This window comes from Micromonospora sp. RTP1Z1, from assembly GCF_033804685.1.
Classification (GTDB): domain Bacteria; phylum Actinomycetota; class Actinomycetes; order Mycobacteriales; family Micromonosporaceae; genus Micromonospora.
In genome coordinates this window covers 134,736-148,063 of the sequence record NZ_JAPFQV010000002.1, presented here as the reverse complement: position 1 = coordinate 148,063, position 13,328 = coordinate 134,736, and the positions used below count along the sequence as shown (strand labels likewise).

The 13,328-nt window shown below is 73.4% G+C and carries 12 protein-coding genes; 7 read left to right on the top strand and 5 right to left on the bottom strand.

The features are described 5' to 3' along the window. Positions 1 to 183: 183 nt before the first annotated feature. The 3 genes from SLP03_RS02085 to SLP03_RS02075 are packed head-to-tail and all read right to left on the bottom strand — an operon-like array spanning position 184 to position 4,377. On the bottom strand, positions 184 to 852 hold the full coding sequence (locus tag SLP03_RS02085; protein ID WP_007072219.1) for a response regulator transcription factor: 669 nt from the start codon (positions 850 to 852) through the stop codon (positions 184 to 186). Between the two features lie 7 nt (positions 853 to 859). After that, positions 860 to 2,551, bottom strand: a complete 1,692-nt coding sequence (locus SLP03_RS02080; RefSeq protein WP_319458756.1) for a GAF domain-containing sensor histidine kinase — start codon at positions 2,549 to 2,551, stop codon at positions 860 to 862. Between the two features lie 14 nt (positions 2,552 to 2,565). Continuing rightward, entirely contained in the window at positions 2,566 to 4,377 is a 1,812-nt protein-coding gene (locus SLP03_RS02075) for a long-chain fatty acid--CoA ligase (RefSeq protein ID WP_319458755.1), read from the bottom strand. Positions 4,378 to 4,573: 196 nt separating this feature from the next. Here SLP03_RS02075 and SLP03_RS02070 point away from each other — a divergent pair, with 196 nt between their 5' ends. The 6 genes from SLP03_RS02070 to SLP03_RS02045 all read left to right on the top strand — a co-directional run bounded on the left by SLP03_RS02070 (position 4,574) and on the right by SLP03_RS02045 (position 9,932). After that, a complete protein-coding gene (locus SLP03_RS02070; RefSeq protein WP_319458754.1) occupies positions 4,574 to 5,029 on the top strand; it encodes an SRPBCC family protein in 456 nt (151 codons plus the stop codon). 40 nt (positions 5,030 to 5,069) lie between these two features. Beyond that, positions 5,070 to 5,756: a hypothetical protein gene (locus SLP03_RS02065; RefSeq protein WP_319458753.1), complete on the top strand. Its 687-nt coding sequence runs from the start codon at positions 5,070 to 5,072 to the stop codon at positions 5,754 to 5,756. A 72-nt stretch (positions 5,757 to 5,828) separates the two neighbouring features. Beyond that, positions 5,829 to 6,776, top strand: coding sequence for an ROK family glucokinase (locus SLP03_RS02060; RefSeq protein WP_319458752.1), 948 nt, complete (start codon positions 5,829 to 5,831; stop codon positions 6,774 to 6,776). Between the two features lie 7 nt (positions 6,777 to 6,783). After that, positions 6,784 to 7,479, top strand: a complete 696-nt coding sequence (locus tag SLP03_RS02055; RefSeq protein WP_413644203.1) for an endonuclease/exonuclease/phosphatase family protein — start codon at positions 6,784 to 6,786, stop codon at positions 7,477 to 7,479. Positions 7,480 to 7,582: 103 nt separating this feature from the next. After that, positions 7,583 to 8,992 carry a flavin-containing monooxygenase gene (locus tag SLP03_RS02050; protein WP_319458750.1) on the top strand — a complete coding sequence of 470 codons (1,410 nt, stop codon included), beginning with the start codon at positions 7,583 to 7,585 and terminating at the stop codon, positions 8,990 to 8,992. A 115-nt stretch (positions 8,993 to 9,107) separates the two neighbouring features. Next, on the top strand, positions 9,108 to 9,932 hold the full coding sequence (locus SLP03_RS02045) for an alpha/beta hydrolase (RefSeq protein WP_319458749.1): 825 nt from the start codon (positions 9,108 to 9,110) through the stop codon (positions 9,930 to 9,932). Positions 9,933 to 9,960: 28 nt separating this feature from the next. Here the strand turns inward: SLP03_RS02045 and SLP03_RS02040 are convergent, their stop codons facing one another. Both SLP03_RS02040 and SLP03_RS02035 read right to left on the bottom strand, forming a co-directional pair. Beyond that, positions 9,961 to 11,379: a trehalose-6-phosphate synthase gene (locus SLP03_RS02040; protein ID WP_319458748.1), complete on the bottom strand. Its 1,419-nt coding sequence runs from the start codon at positions 11,377 to 11,379 to the stop codon at positions 9,961 to 9,963. Between the two features lie 161 nt (positions 11,380 to 11,540). After that, the gene (locus tag SLP03_RS02035) at positions 11,541 to 12,389 is read right to left on the bottom strand and encodes a DUF308 domain-containing protein (protein ID WP_319458747.1); all 849 of its coding nucleotides are present in this window, start codon (positions 12,387 to 12,389) and stop codon (positions 11,541 to 11,543) included. 231 nt (positions 12,390 to 12,620) lie between these two features. On the opposite strand from SLP03_RS02035, the gene SLP03_RS02030 reads away from it, so the two are divergent. After that, positions 12,621 to 13,322, top strand: a complete 702-nt coding sequence (locus SLP03_RS02030; protein WP_319458746.1) for a lysophospholipid acyltransferase family protein — start codon at positions 12,621 to 12,623, stop codon at positions 13,320 to 13,322. The last annotated feature ends 6 nt before the right edge of the window (positions 13,323 to 13,328 follow it).

Here is a 13,328-nt window from a genome sequence, read left to right as displayed (position 1 = left end):
GACACCGCGTGGAAGCACGGCCCCGTGGGCCACCGGGTATTCTGCCCGCCCGTTGTCGCGGTGCAAAGACCCCCGTCACTGTGCGGTCGGGCCCTCACCGTGTGCAGCCGGAACGGCCCGGAATGCCGGAGAGGCCCGGTCCGTGATCCGGACGCGGGCCTCTCGGGTGAGCTGTCGGAGCCCCTAGAACTTGGGGGCGTCCGGGGCCTCCAGCAGACCGAGCCGCAGCGCGGTCATCAGCGCCTGGGCCCGGTTGGCGGCGCCCAGCTTCTCGTAGAGCTTCGAGATGTGCGTCTTGGCGGTCGACTCGCTGACGAAGAGCTGCTTGGCGATGCCCGCCACGCTCATGCCGTCGGCGAGCAGTCGCAGCACCTGTCCCTCGCGGGGGGAGAGCTGCGGGCCGGACGGGGCCAGCCGGCGCTTCATCGCCTCGGCCAGGTCGGCCGCGGTGAAGGCGCTGGGGGAGGAGGCGGCGTGCCGGGCGGCGGCCACCACCTCGTCGGCCGGGGCGGTCTTCGGCACGAAGGCGCTGGCCCCCGCCTCCAGGGCGCCGAAGAGCTGGTCGTCGCCGGCGTACATGGTGAGCACGACGATGCCCATCGACGCGCTGGACTTGCGGAGCGCCCGGGTGGCCTCCAGCCCGCTGCCGTCGGGCAGCCGCAGATCCATGATCACTACGTCCGGCTGGAGCGCCCCTGCCTGGCGTACGCCCTCCGCCGCCGTCGCGGCCTCGCCGACGACCTCGAACTGCCGGTCCCGCTCGAAGGCGTGCCGCAGACCCTTGCGGATCAGATCGTGATCGTCGACAAGGAGGACCTTGGTGCGAGTGGCCGGTGTCGGACTTGTGGTCATCCTCGGGTTACTCCCCTTCTGCTGCTGTGCTGCCGCGCACCTTATCGCGCCGGGGCGAGGAGCCGAGTACCACCGCCACGGTCGTCCCGCTGGGCTGCCGCGGCCTGATCTCCAACCGGCCCCGGATACGTTCCGCCCTCTCGGCCATGATCGCAAGACCGTAGTGCCCGTCCGGGCGCTGGTCACCGATGCCGTGACCGTCATCCGACACTTCGATCTGGGCGTACGGGGGGTCCACCTCACAGGTGACCCACAGATTGGACGCCCCGGCGTGCTTGCGTGCGTTGGTCACCGCCTCCTGCGCGATGCGCAGCAGCTCGGCCTCGGTGGCGGCGGGCAGCCGGGCGGTCGACTCGTCCAGCGACAGGTGCACCCGCAGGCCGCCGGACGCGCCGACGGTGCGAGCGTACTCGGCGATCGCGGCGGTCAGGCCGCCGTGCCGGTCCACCTCGCTGCGCAGCTCGAACAGGCTCAACCGCAGCTCGGTGATCACCCGGGTCACCTCATGGCGCAGGGTGCGCAGCGACTCGGCGGTCTCCTCCGTGTCGTCGTGCACCGTGGCGAGCGCGTTGTCGATGCCGTAGCCGACCATCACCAGTTCCTGGGCGACCCCGTCGTGGATCTCCCGAGCCAGGCGCTGCCGCTCCTCGTTGGTGGCCAGCGACCGCACCTCGTCGAAGAGCAGGGCGGCCTCCAGCCGTAGGGCCGCCGGCCCGGTCAGCGCGGTCACCCGGGACACCACCGGCGGCGGGTACGCGTGCCCGGCGTCCGCCTCGAGGACCACCAGGCCGACCGTCCGGACCCCGGCGACCAGCGGCACGATCAGCGCCGACACCTCGCCGGACCGGTGCGAGCGGGCCTGTGAGCGGGCCGAGGTCTGCGCCTGCTGGCTGGCCCAGGCGTCGGCGATCGCCGAGTCGGCGTCGAGGGTGGTCTCCCAGTCGACCCGGTCCACACCGACCTGGGCGAGCACCACCAGCCGGCCGCCGCCGCTTGCGGAGAGCACCGCACCGCGGTCGGTCTTCGCCACCACCCGGAGCTCCTCCAGCAGGTGCTCGGAGATGCCGCCCGGGTCGAGGGTGGCCCCGGGCAGCTGGCGGGCGACCGTACGAAGCTGGGTCAGCAGGCGGGTGGCCTCCGCGTACGGCTGCGGCTTGCCCTCGCTGCGGACCCGCATCACCCGCTGCAGGGTGCGGGCGGTGTACAGGCCGAGCCCGGCGAGGATAAGCCACTGCGCGCAGACCGCGAGGTAGCCGGGCTCGGTGACCTGCCGGCCGCCGTCGGCCTCGGTGAACGCGCCGGCGACCAGCAGCGTGGCCGCAGCGACCGCGAGCAGCGCCGCACCCTCGGCGAACCGGCGGCGCAGCGCCGTCACGGTCACCGGCACGGCGAGGTACGGCAGCACCGCCGAGGCGCCCAGCCCGGCGATCACGCCGGTGAGTTGGGTGTCGGCGGCGACCTGGCTGGCGGCCAGCCCGAGGATGACCACCTCTGCGAACCGGCTCAGCGGGCCGAGCAGCCGGTGCTGGGGGGCGAGGACGGCCGGCAGCCCGGCGACGCCCAGCAGGGCTATCCACCAGAGCTGGGCGACGTCGCGGGTGGCGAAGAGGGTGAGGACGGCGACCAGCGCGAGCAGGACCCCGCGCGCCGCGGCGGCGAGGGTCTGCGTCTGGGGCTGGCGGGGTGTGGAGGCGGGCACGTGACGGATCGTAGTCAGCCTCGGTAGATGTCGGCGATCTCCGCCGCGTACGTCTTGTGCACGACCTGCCGCTTGACCTTGAGCGAGGGGGTCAACTCGCCGGTGGCCTCGGTGAAGTCGTGCGGCAGGATCCGGAAGACCTTGATCGCCTCGGCCTTGGAGACCGACTGGTTGGCCTGGTCGACCGCGGCCTGCACCTCGGCCCGCAACGCCTCGTCGTCCCGCAGCTCGGTGACCGTGGTCGTCTCCGGCCGGTCGTGCGCGGCGAGCCACTTCGGCAGTGCCTCCTCGTCGATGGTGACGAGCGCCGCGATGAACGGCTGCCGGTCGCCGACCACCACGCACTGGCTGATCAGCGGGTGCGCGCGGACCTGGTCCTCCAGGACGGCCGGGGCGACGTTCTTGCCGCCGGCGGTCACGATGATCTCCTTCTTGCGGCCGGTGATGCTCAGGTAGCCGTCCTCGTCGAGATGGCCCAGGTCGCCGGTGCGGAGCCAGCCGTCACTGGTCAGCGCCTCGGCGGTGGCCGCCTCGTTGTGCCAGTAGCCCTGGAAGACGAGGTCGCCGGAGATCAGGATCTCGCCGTCGTCCTCGATCCGGACCGTGACTCCGGGCAGCGGGCGACCGACCGTGCCGACCTTGGTGCCGGTGGGCAGGTTCGCGGCGGCGGCCGGCGAGGTCTCGGTGAGGCCGTAGCCCTCGCAGATGGTCACCCCGATGCCCCGGAAGAAGTGCCCGAGCCGCGCGCCGAGCGGGGCGCCGCCGGAGATCGCGTCACGGCAGCGGCCGCCGAGCGCGGCCCGCAGCTTGCGGTAGACCAGCTTGTCGAAGACCGCGTGCTGGGCGCGCAGCGACAGGCCGGGCCCGTCGGCGGTCTCCAGCGCCTCGCTGTACGCGAGGGCGACCTGCTCCGCCCGGTCGAAGATCTTGCCTTTGCCGTCCGCCTCGGCCTTCTGCCGGGCGCCGTTGTAGACCTTCTCGAAGACCCGGGGTACGGAGAGCACGAAGGTCGGCTTGACCTCCTGCAGCTCGCCGACCAGGTTCTTGGGGTCGGCGCAGTGCGCCATGGTGGCCCGGGCCTGCACCACGCCGATCTGGATGAGTCGGGCGAAGGCGTGCGCGAGCGGCAGGAACAGCAGGGTGGAGGCGCCCTGCCGGAACAGGTTCGGCAGCACCGGCACCGCGTTGGCGATGTTGGCGTACATGTTGCGGTGGGTCAGCACGCAGCCCTTGGGGCGGCCGGTGGTGCCGCTGGTGTAGATGATCGTCGCGATGTCGCCGGCCTTCACCGTCTTGCGCCGTACCTCGATCTCGGCCGGGTCGACCGACTCGCCGGCGGCGACCAGTTCGTTGACCGCGCCCAGCTCGATCTGCCAGACGTGGCGCAGCTCGGGCAGCCGCTCCCGGATCCCGGCCACCATGGTGGCGTGCGCGGTGCTCTCCACGACGACGGCGACCGCGCCGGAGTCGGCGAGGATCCAGGCGGCCTGCTCGGCGCTGGAGGTCTCGTAGATCGGCACGGTGACCGCGCCGGCCGTCCAGATGGCGTAGTCGAGCAGCGTCCACTCGTAGCGGGTGCGGCTCATCAGGGCGACCCGGTCGCCGCGGGAGATGCCGGCGGCGACCAGGCCGCGGGCCACCGCGACGACCTCGTCGCGGAACTGCCGGCAGGTGACGTCCACCCTGGCCCGGCTCTCGGTGCCGGCCGGCGTCGGCCGGACGAACTGCACCGTGTCCGGGGCGACCTCGGCGTTGTCCCAGACCGGGTCGGTCAGGTTCGCCGCGTCGCCGACGGTGACGATGGGCGGAACGGAGAACTCGCGCACCTGCACTCCCTCGTGCTCGCACTGGCCGGGCCGGCCGTGGTCGGCTCTGTCGAAACCTACCTGGCCACCCCGGTGGGAGAGGTAGGGAGGTTGCCCGCCCGGCTGTTGGGACACCGCCCCCGCGCCGCCGACGCCGGTGGCGTGGGGGTGGGGGTGGAGCGGCGCGCCCGGGGCCGCCGCCGGGTAGCCTCCCCCCATGGCGGACTCCTCCACCCAGTCGATCATCATCGGCGCGTCACCGGACCGGGTGGCGGCGGTCATCTGCGACTTCCCCAGCTACCCGGAGTGGACCGAAGCGGTGCGGCGGGCCGAGGTGGTCGAGGAGTACGAGGACGGGTACGCCAGCCAGGTCCGGTTCACCATCGACGCCGGCGTGATGGCCGACGAGTACGTGCTGGCCTACGAGTACGCCGAGGACCTCTCGCGGATCGAGTGGCACCTGGTCGAGCCCTCGAAGATGCAGAAGGCCCAGCGCGGCTCGTACGACCTGGTCGGCAACCCGGACGGCACCACGACGGTGACGTACACGCTCGAGGTGGAGCTCTCGGTGGGCATGCTCGGCATGTTTCGACGCAAGGCCGAGAAAATGATCATGGATACCGCGTTGAAGCAGCTCAAGCGCCGGGTAGAAGCACCCGGTGCGGCCCACTGACCCGACCGGCGACCCGGTCTGCACGGTAGAGGAGCCGACCATGGGGAGTACGGATCCGGGTTCGGCCCGGGAAGAGGCGGAACGTCTGGTCGCCATGCTGCTGGCGACCGCCCGGCTGGCCGGTTCGGCTTCCGGGGCGGGGCCCTGGGGTCCGCTCGGTGGGATCCTTTCCGGTGTCCTCGGTCACACCACCGGCTCCGGCCGGACCGTCGGGGAGGACGGCCCGGCGTCCGGTGCCGGCTCCGGGCCGGTCGGTTTCGCCACCGGCTCGGCCGAATGCTGCATCTGCCCGGTCTGTCGGGGTGTCGCCGCGTTGCGCGACCCGAGTCCCGAATTCGCCGAGCGGCTCGCCACCGGAGCCGGTGACCTGGCCGCCGGTGTGGCCAGTCTGCTGCGCGCGTTCGCCCCGGCCGAACCCGCCCGCCCGGCGGACGAGCCGACCGCCGGCGGGTCCGCCGGAGCGGCCGCCGGAGCTGCGGCGGGGGACCACGTGTGGCGCGAGGCCACCCGTACCGGGCATGATTCTCAGCCGGCACCCGAGCAGGACGTCTGGTCCGCCGCCACCCGGGGGCAGGGCGCGGCCGATCCGGGTTCCGTCGTGCCGCCCGCCGATGGCGCCGGGCCGGACGCGCCGGTGACGATCCGGCCGCCGGCCGGCCGTCCCGTGGTGCCCGCCTCGCGGGCGTCCGGCGAGGTGGGCGAGGACGTACCAGGCGACCGGGCCTGACCACCGGACATCCGGACAGCGCACGGCCGGTTCGGCCGCTGTCGGGCAGCAGAGCAGAGGGGAGTGGCAGCGGTGACGCTGACCATCGGAGTCGACGTCGGTGGCACGAAGGTGGCCGGCGGTGTCGTTGACGACACCGGCAAGGTTCTCGTGCAGGCCCGACGGGACACCCCCGCCGACGACGTGGCCAAGACCCGGGACGTCATCATCGAGCTGGTCACCGAGCTGGCCGTCGGGCGCAGCATCGCGGCCGTCGGCATCGGCGCGGCCGGCTGGATCGACGCCAGCCGCTCCACCGTGCTCTTCGCCCCCAACCTGGCCTGGCGGGACGAGCCGCTGCGCGAGTACGTCAGCACCGCCACCGGCCTGCCGGTGATCGTGGAGAACGACGCCAACGTCGCCGCCTGGGCGGAGTTCCGCTACGGCGCGGCGCGGGAAGCCGACGACTCGATGGTCATGTTCACCATCGGCACCGGCGTGGGCGGCGGCATCGTGCTCAACGGCGAGCTGCTCCGCGGCGCCCACGGCATCGCGGCGGAGCTGGGGCACATGCTCACCGTGCCCGACGGCCACCAGTGCGGCTGCGGCCGGCTGGGCTGCATCGAGCAGTACGCCAGCGGCAGCGCCCTGGTCCGCTTCGCCCGCGCCGCCGCCCGCCAGGAGCCGCACCGGGCGACCGCCCTGCTGGAGCTGGCCGGCGGCGAGGCCGAGGCGATCACCGGGCCGATGGTGACCGCGGCCGCCAAGGGCGGCGACCTGGTCTCCGCCGAGGCGTTCGCCCAGGTCGGGCGCTGGCTCGGCACCAGCCTCGCGGACATGGCCCAGATCCTCGACCCGCAGGTGCTCGTCGTCGGCGGTGGCGTGATCGACGCCGGTGACCTGCTGATGGGCCCGACCCGTCGGTCGTTCACCGAGGCCCTCGCGCAGCGCAGCCGCCTCCCGGTGGCCGAGATCCGCCCGGCCGAGCTGGGCAACAGCGCCGGCGTCATCGGCGCCGCCGACCTCGCCCGCCGGATCTGAGGTGCCGGTGCAGGGGGTGCCGCTGCGCGTGGTGTCGTACAACATCCACAGCCAGCGGGACGACACGGCCGCGCTGGCCGCCGTGGTGCGGAAAGCCGCGCCGGACGTGGTGATCGTGCAGGAGGCGCCGCGGCGGTTCCGGTGGCGGCAGAAGTCGGCCACGCTGGCCGAGTCGTTCGGGTTGGTGGTCGCCGCCGGCGGCCTGCCGTCGCTGGGCAACCTGCTGCTGACCAGCCTCCAGATCCGGGTGCGAAGCACCCGCTGCCAGCGCTACCCGCTGACCCCCGGCCGGCACCTGCGCGGCGCCGCGTACGCCGAGTGCCAGGTCGGGGCCGCGCGGTTCCTGCTGGCCGGTTCGCACCTGTCCACCGACCCGGCGGAACGGCCGGCCCAGGCGGCGACGTTCAAGCGGGAGCTGGCCGCCGCCACGCTGCCGGTGATCGCCGGCGCCGACCTCAACGAGGGGCCGGACGGGCCCGCCTGGCGGACCGTCGCGGAGGGACTGACCGACGCCGCGGTCGCGGCCGACCGGGCGGACCGGCACACCTACCCCTGCGCCGACCCGCGCCGCCGGATCGACGCCCTCTTCGTCGACCCGCGGATCACCGTCGTCGACTACGACGTGGTGGACACGCCACAGACCCGCCGGGCCAGCGACCACTTCCCAGTCCTGGTCGACCTGCTGCTGCCCGCCGTCGACTGAACCGCCGACCACGGCCGGCGCGGCGGGGCTGGACAACGGCGGGAGTTGTCGGCAGGATTTCGCAGCGACCCGGCACACCGTGCCGCACAAAGGAGATTCCCCGGTGTCCTCCTCCACCGACCTTGGCCGCCCCGATCCTCCGACGGCGACGCTCGCCCTGACCCGGGACGGCCGCCCGGTCTCGGACCGGGGTGACACGGTCTGCGTCATCGGGGCCGGGGCCAGTGGCCTCACCGCGATAAAGAACCTCGCCGAGCACGGCTTCGGCGTCGACTGCTACGAGCGGGAGACCGGCGTCGGTGGGGCGTGGAACTGGCGGCACGACCGCAGCCCGGTCTACGCCAGCACCCACCTCATCTCGTCCCGGCCGTTCACCCAGTTCCCCGACTTCCCGATGCCGGACGACTGGCCGGACTATCCGCACCACAGCCAGCTGCTCTCCTATTTTGAGCGGTACGCCGACCACTTCGACCTGCGCCGGCGCATCTGGTTCGGCACCGAGGTGGTCCGGGTGGAGCCGGTCGAGGGGGACCGCTGGGACGTCACCACCCGCAGCACTGGCGGGTACGGCCCGGAGCGCACCTCCCGCTACGCCGCGGTGGTCATCGCAAACGGGCACAACTGGTCGCCGAAGCTGCCCCGCTACGAGGGGCTCGAGGAGTTCCGCGGCGAGGTGATGCACGCGTCGTCCTACAAGGACCCGGCGCAGCTGCGCGGCAAGCGGGTTCTGGTGGTCGGCGCCGGCAACACCGGCTGCGACATCGCGGTCGAGGCGGCCCAGCAGGCGTCCCGCTGCTGGCACTCCACCCGCCGCGGCTACTGGTACGCCCCGAAGTACATCCTCGGCCGTCCCGCCGACCAGGTCAACGACACCCTGCTCGCGCTGCGGGTGCCGCTGCGGGTCCGCCAGTGGCTCTACCACTGGACGCTGCGGCTCACCGTCGGCGACCTCACCCGGTTCGGCCTGCCCAAGCCGGACCACCGGGTCTACGAGACCCACCCGATCGCCAACAGCCAACTCGTCTACTACGTCGGCCACGGGGAGATCACCCCGGTGCCGGAGCTGGCCCGGTTCCACGACCGGTCGGTCGAGCTGACCGACGGTCGCCGGATCGACCCCGAGCTGGTCGTCTTCGCCACCGGCTACCTGCCGCGCTTCGAGTTCCTCGAGGCGAAGGTGCTCGGCGACGACGAGGGCGTCGGCCGGCCCCGCCTCTGGTTGAACGAGTTCGCCGCCGGTCACCCCACCCTGGCGGTGGTCGGTCTGGTGCAGCCGGACTCCGGCATCTTCACCATCTCGCACTGGCAGAGCGTCCTCTTCGCCCGGCTGCTGCGGCTGCGGGCGAGCCGGCCGGACGGGGCCGCCGCGTTCGACCGGAAGGTCGCCGCGGGCATCGGCGAGCGCTACTCCGGCGCGGTCAAGGACAGCACCCGGCACTGGTTCGAGGTCGGCCACGCCGACTACCTGCGGGCGCTCGAACGCGCCCTGGACGACCTGGAGGGCAGCCGGTGAGCGCGAGGAGTGCAGCGCAGCGGAGCCCCGCAGTCGCGAACGAAAGGAAGGCCCCGGTGAGCGCGAGGAGTGCAGCGCAGCGGAGCCCCGCAGTCGCGAACGAAAGGAAGGTCCAGTGACCACCGACCGGGTGCGGGTCGTACGGGTGCGGGAGTGGGCCCGGCCGGAGCGCCCGGCCCGTCGCGAGGTGCTCAGCGCCGTGCCGGAGCTGGAGGAGGGACGGCCGCCGCTGCTCTTCGTGCCGGGGTTCGGGCACGGGGCGTGGGCGTTCGCCGAGCACTGGCTGGAGCACGCCGCGTCCCGCGGTTTCCCGGCGTACGCGCTCAGCCTGCGCGGGCACGGCGGCAGCGAGCCGGCGCCGAAGGCGACGCTGCGGTCGTACACCCATGACGTGACCCAGGTGGCGGCGGCCCTGCCGCGGCAGGCGGTGCTGGTGGGGCACGGCGCCGGCGCCCGGGTGGTCGCCCACGCGCTGGCCCGCTACCCGGCCCGGGCCGCGGTGCTGGTGGCGCCGGTGCTCGGCGGCTGGGGGACCTTCGGCGCGGCGCTGCGGCGCAATCCCGGTGGCACCCTGCCGGCGGTCTTCGGCGGCGGCCTGCGGCTGCGCCGCCGGCAGCTGTTCAGCCGGGAGTTGCCGGACGGCGAGGCCCGCCGCCACGTCGCCCGGCTGGGCCGGGCCGGCCGGCGCGCGCAGTGGCAGCTGCTGACCGGCCGGGAGCCCGAGCCGGCGGTGGGCCGCCCACCGGTGCTGGTGCTGGGCAGCCCCGACGACCGGGTGGTGCCGGCCGCCGCGCTGACCCGGGCGGCCGGTCGGTACGCCTCGGCCCCGCTGCTCTTTCCCGGCATGGGCCACGACCTGATGCTGGACGCCCGCTGGCGGGAGCCGATCGACGCGATCCTGGACTGGCTGGAGAAGGACCCGGCGCCGACGGCCGGCTGAGCCTCGCGCCCTGGGCGCCGGGTGCGGGTCAGTCGGTCCCGGCGAACCGGGTGAGCAGCGAGCCGCTCTCGTCCAGGGCGCTGAGGTAGGAGCTGGCCCAGGCGTGGATGTCGTTGCGGTGCAGGTGCTCCCGCATCGCCCGCATCCGGGCGGCCACGTCGGCCGGCGTCGCCCGCAGCGCGGAGAGCAGCTCCTGCTTGAGTCCCTCCAGGTCGTGCGGGTTCACCAGGAACGCCTGGGACAGCTCGGTGGCCGCCCCGGCGAACTCGCTGAGCAGCAGCGCGCCGGTGTCGTCCACCCGGGCGGCGACGTACTCCTTGGCGACCAGGTTCATCCCGTCCCGCAGCGGGGTCACCGCCATCACGTCGGCGACCCGGTAGAGGGCGGCCAGCTCGGCCCGGTCGAAGGTCTGGGTGAGGTAGTGGATCGCCGGCTCACCGACCCGGCCGAACTCGCCGTTGATCCGCCCGACCTCGCGTTCCACCCGGTCCCGCAGGATCTGGTACTGGCCGACCCGTTCCCGGCTCGGCACCGCGACCTGTACCAGCACCGTGTCGCGGACCTTGACGTCGCCGCTGGCCAGCAGCTCGCTGTACGCCTTGAGCCGCTGCTCGATGCCCTTGGTGTAGTCCATCCAGTCGACGCTGAGGATGACGTGCTCGGGGTCGCCGAGGTCGCGGCGCAGCCGGCGGGCGCGGTCGGCGACCTCCGGTCGGGCGGCGAGCGCGGCCATCTCGGCGGTGTCGATGGAGACCGGGAACGCGCCGACCCGGACCACCCGGTCGTCGACGCAGACCCGCCGGTCGGTGGCGGGCAGGTCGAGCACCTTGGCGACCAGCTGCGCGAAGTTGTGCGCCGCCTGGTCCCGCTGGAAGCCGATCAGGTCGGCGCCGAGCATCCCGCGCAGCAGCTCGGCCCGGCGCGGCAGCTGCATGAACAGCTCCGGTGGCGGGAAAGGCACGTGCAGGAAGAAGCCGATCCGCAGGTCGGGCCGGAGGGCCCGGAGCAGGCCGGGGACCAGTTGCAGGTGGTAGTCCTGCACCCAGATCAGGGCGCCCGGCTCGGCCACCTCGGCGGCGGCCTCGGCGAACCGCTGGTTGACCCGCTGGTACGCCTCCCACCAGCGGCGGTGGTACTCGGGCTGTTCGACGGCGTCGTGGTAGAGCGGCCAGAGGGTCGCGTTGGCGAACCCCTCGTAGTGGTCGCGGAGGTCCTCGGCGGTCAGCGGCACGGTGTGCATGCGGACGCCGTCGACCTCTGGCAGGTGCGGCGCCGGGCCGGTGCCGCCCGCCCAGCCGACCCAGGTGGCCGGGGTGTGTCGCAGCAGAGGGTGCAGGGCGCTCACCAGTCCGCCGGGGCTGCGGCGCCACTCGCAGGCGCCGTCCGGCGCCACACTGTCGTCGATGGGGAGGCGGTTGGCGACCACCACGAGGGGACTCTGTCGCATCTCGGGCATTCCGATCAGCAGAGGGCTGACCGCCGCGAGTGAGGAGGAACCGGGCAGTCAGTGGGGGAAGCGACCTACAGCGGTATTCCTACTGACCGTAAGTTACACCATTGTTACGCCGGAGGCCCGGGGCGGTCGGCGTCCCGGCATGCGGGCGGGGGTTAGACGACCGCGCCGTCGTCCGGGTCGTGGTCGTCGGTGTCGCCGGGACGCAGTCGCCAGACCAGGGTCACGAAGCCGGCCAGGATGCCGGTGAAGCCGAGCAGCGTCACCACCGAGGGGTCGACCGGGAGTGCCGTGGGGTAGAGCAAGAGCGCGAAGCCGACGACGATGGCCAGCACGCCGACCACCGCGTACTTCGAGAAGCGGGGCAGCGGGGGTGGCGGTGGCGGGGTGTAGTGCTCCTCGTCGGCGTCCTCGGGCAGGTCGGCGCCGAAGGTGTCCAGGCCGTCCAGGAGCGACGGCTCGTCCTGCCGGCCGCGGCTCACCGAGATCCCGGAGATGTCGGCCGCGTACGGCAGCCGCCGCACGTCGGTGGCGGTCGGGCCACCGGACTCCTCGGCCCCGGCGCGTGGCGCCGCCCCACCGGTCGGCTCGGTCGGCTCCGCCGGGTCGTCGACGTCCTCCGCGGCGGGCCACGGGTGGCTTCCGGGGGCCGGGTCGGTGTGGAAGCCGGCGACGATCCGCGCCCACTCGGCCTCGATGTCGGGCTCGTCGTCCCGGGGCGGCTCGGGGGTGCCCTCGTCGGCGAGCTGGGTCAGGTAGTCCCGGGCGGTGGTCAGGTGGGAGCGGTCGACGTAGAGCCGGTCGACCGGCCGGGACGGCACGGTGGTGGTGCGGGTCACCGGGTTGAGGTCGGCGGAGGGCTGGAGGTACGCGGCGATGCCGCCGGCGGCGAGCACGTCGAGCAGATGCTCGCCGACGCGCGGGTCCACGTCGCCCGCGACGGCGTACTCGCTCGCGTCGAGCCCGTTGTCCCGCCGTCCCCGGCGGGGCCCACCCGCTGACACCGGACACCCTCCTCGTCGCACCTGGCGGTGCGGTCGCCGCGGCGCGCCCTACGCCGTGCCCTGAATCGTGACACGTCAGGACCCGGTTCCGGGAGTGCGTTGTGGCGTGCCGCTCCCGGTTCGTAGGCTCTTCCCCGACAGTCCCGCCCGCCGACGGCGCCCCGGGCGGGTGCCGGTGGCCCGGCCGGGCTCCCGGCGACGGGCGTCGCCGCCCCCGCTGGAAGGACACCGGTGCTGTACTGGCTGATGAAGTACATCATCCTCGGCCCGCTGCTGAGGCTGATCTTCCGCCCGCAGGTGGAAGGGCTCGAGAACGTCCCGGAGACCGGGCCGGTCATCCTGGCCAGCAACCACCTCTCCTTCTCCGACTCGATCTTCACCCCGCTCATCGTCAAGCGAAAAGTAACATTCATCGCTAAAGCGGAATATTTCGTCGGTAAGGGCATCAAGGGCTGGCTGACCAAGTTGTTCTTCGTCGGCTCCGGCGCCATCCCGGTCGACCGCTCCGGCGGTCGCGCCGCCCGCGCCGCGCTGGACACCCAGCTCACTGTGCTGCGGTCCGGCGGCATCGCCGGCATCTACCCCGAGGGCACCCGGTCGCCGGACGGCCGGCTCTACCGGGGCAAGACCGGGGTGGCCCGGCTGGCGTTGGAGAGCGGCGCCCCGGTCGTCCCGATGGCGATGCTCAACGCCGACGAGATCCAGCCCCCCGGCCAACTGATCCCCAACGTCAAGCGGGTGCGGATCCGCTTCGGCGCGCCGCTGGACTTCTCCCGGTACGCCGGGCTGACCGGCGACCGGTTCGTCGAACGCGCGGTCACCGACGAGATCATGTACGAGCTGATGGAGCTCTCCGGCCGCGAGTACGTCGACATGTACGCCCAGAAGGCGAAGAGCCAGCCGGCCGTCCCGGCCGAGCCCGTCCCCGTCTGAGCGGGC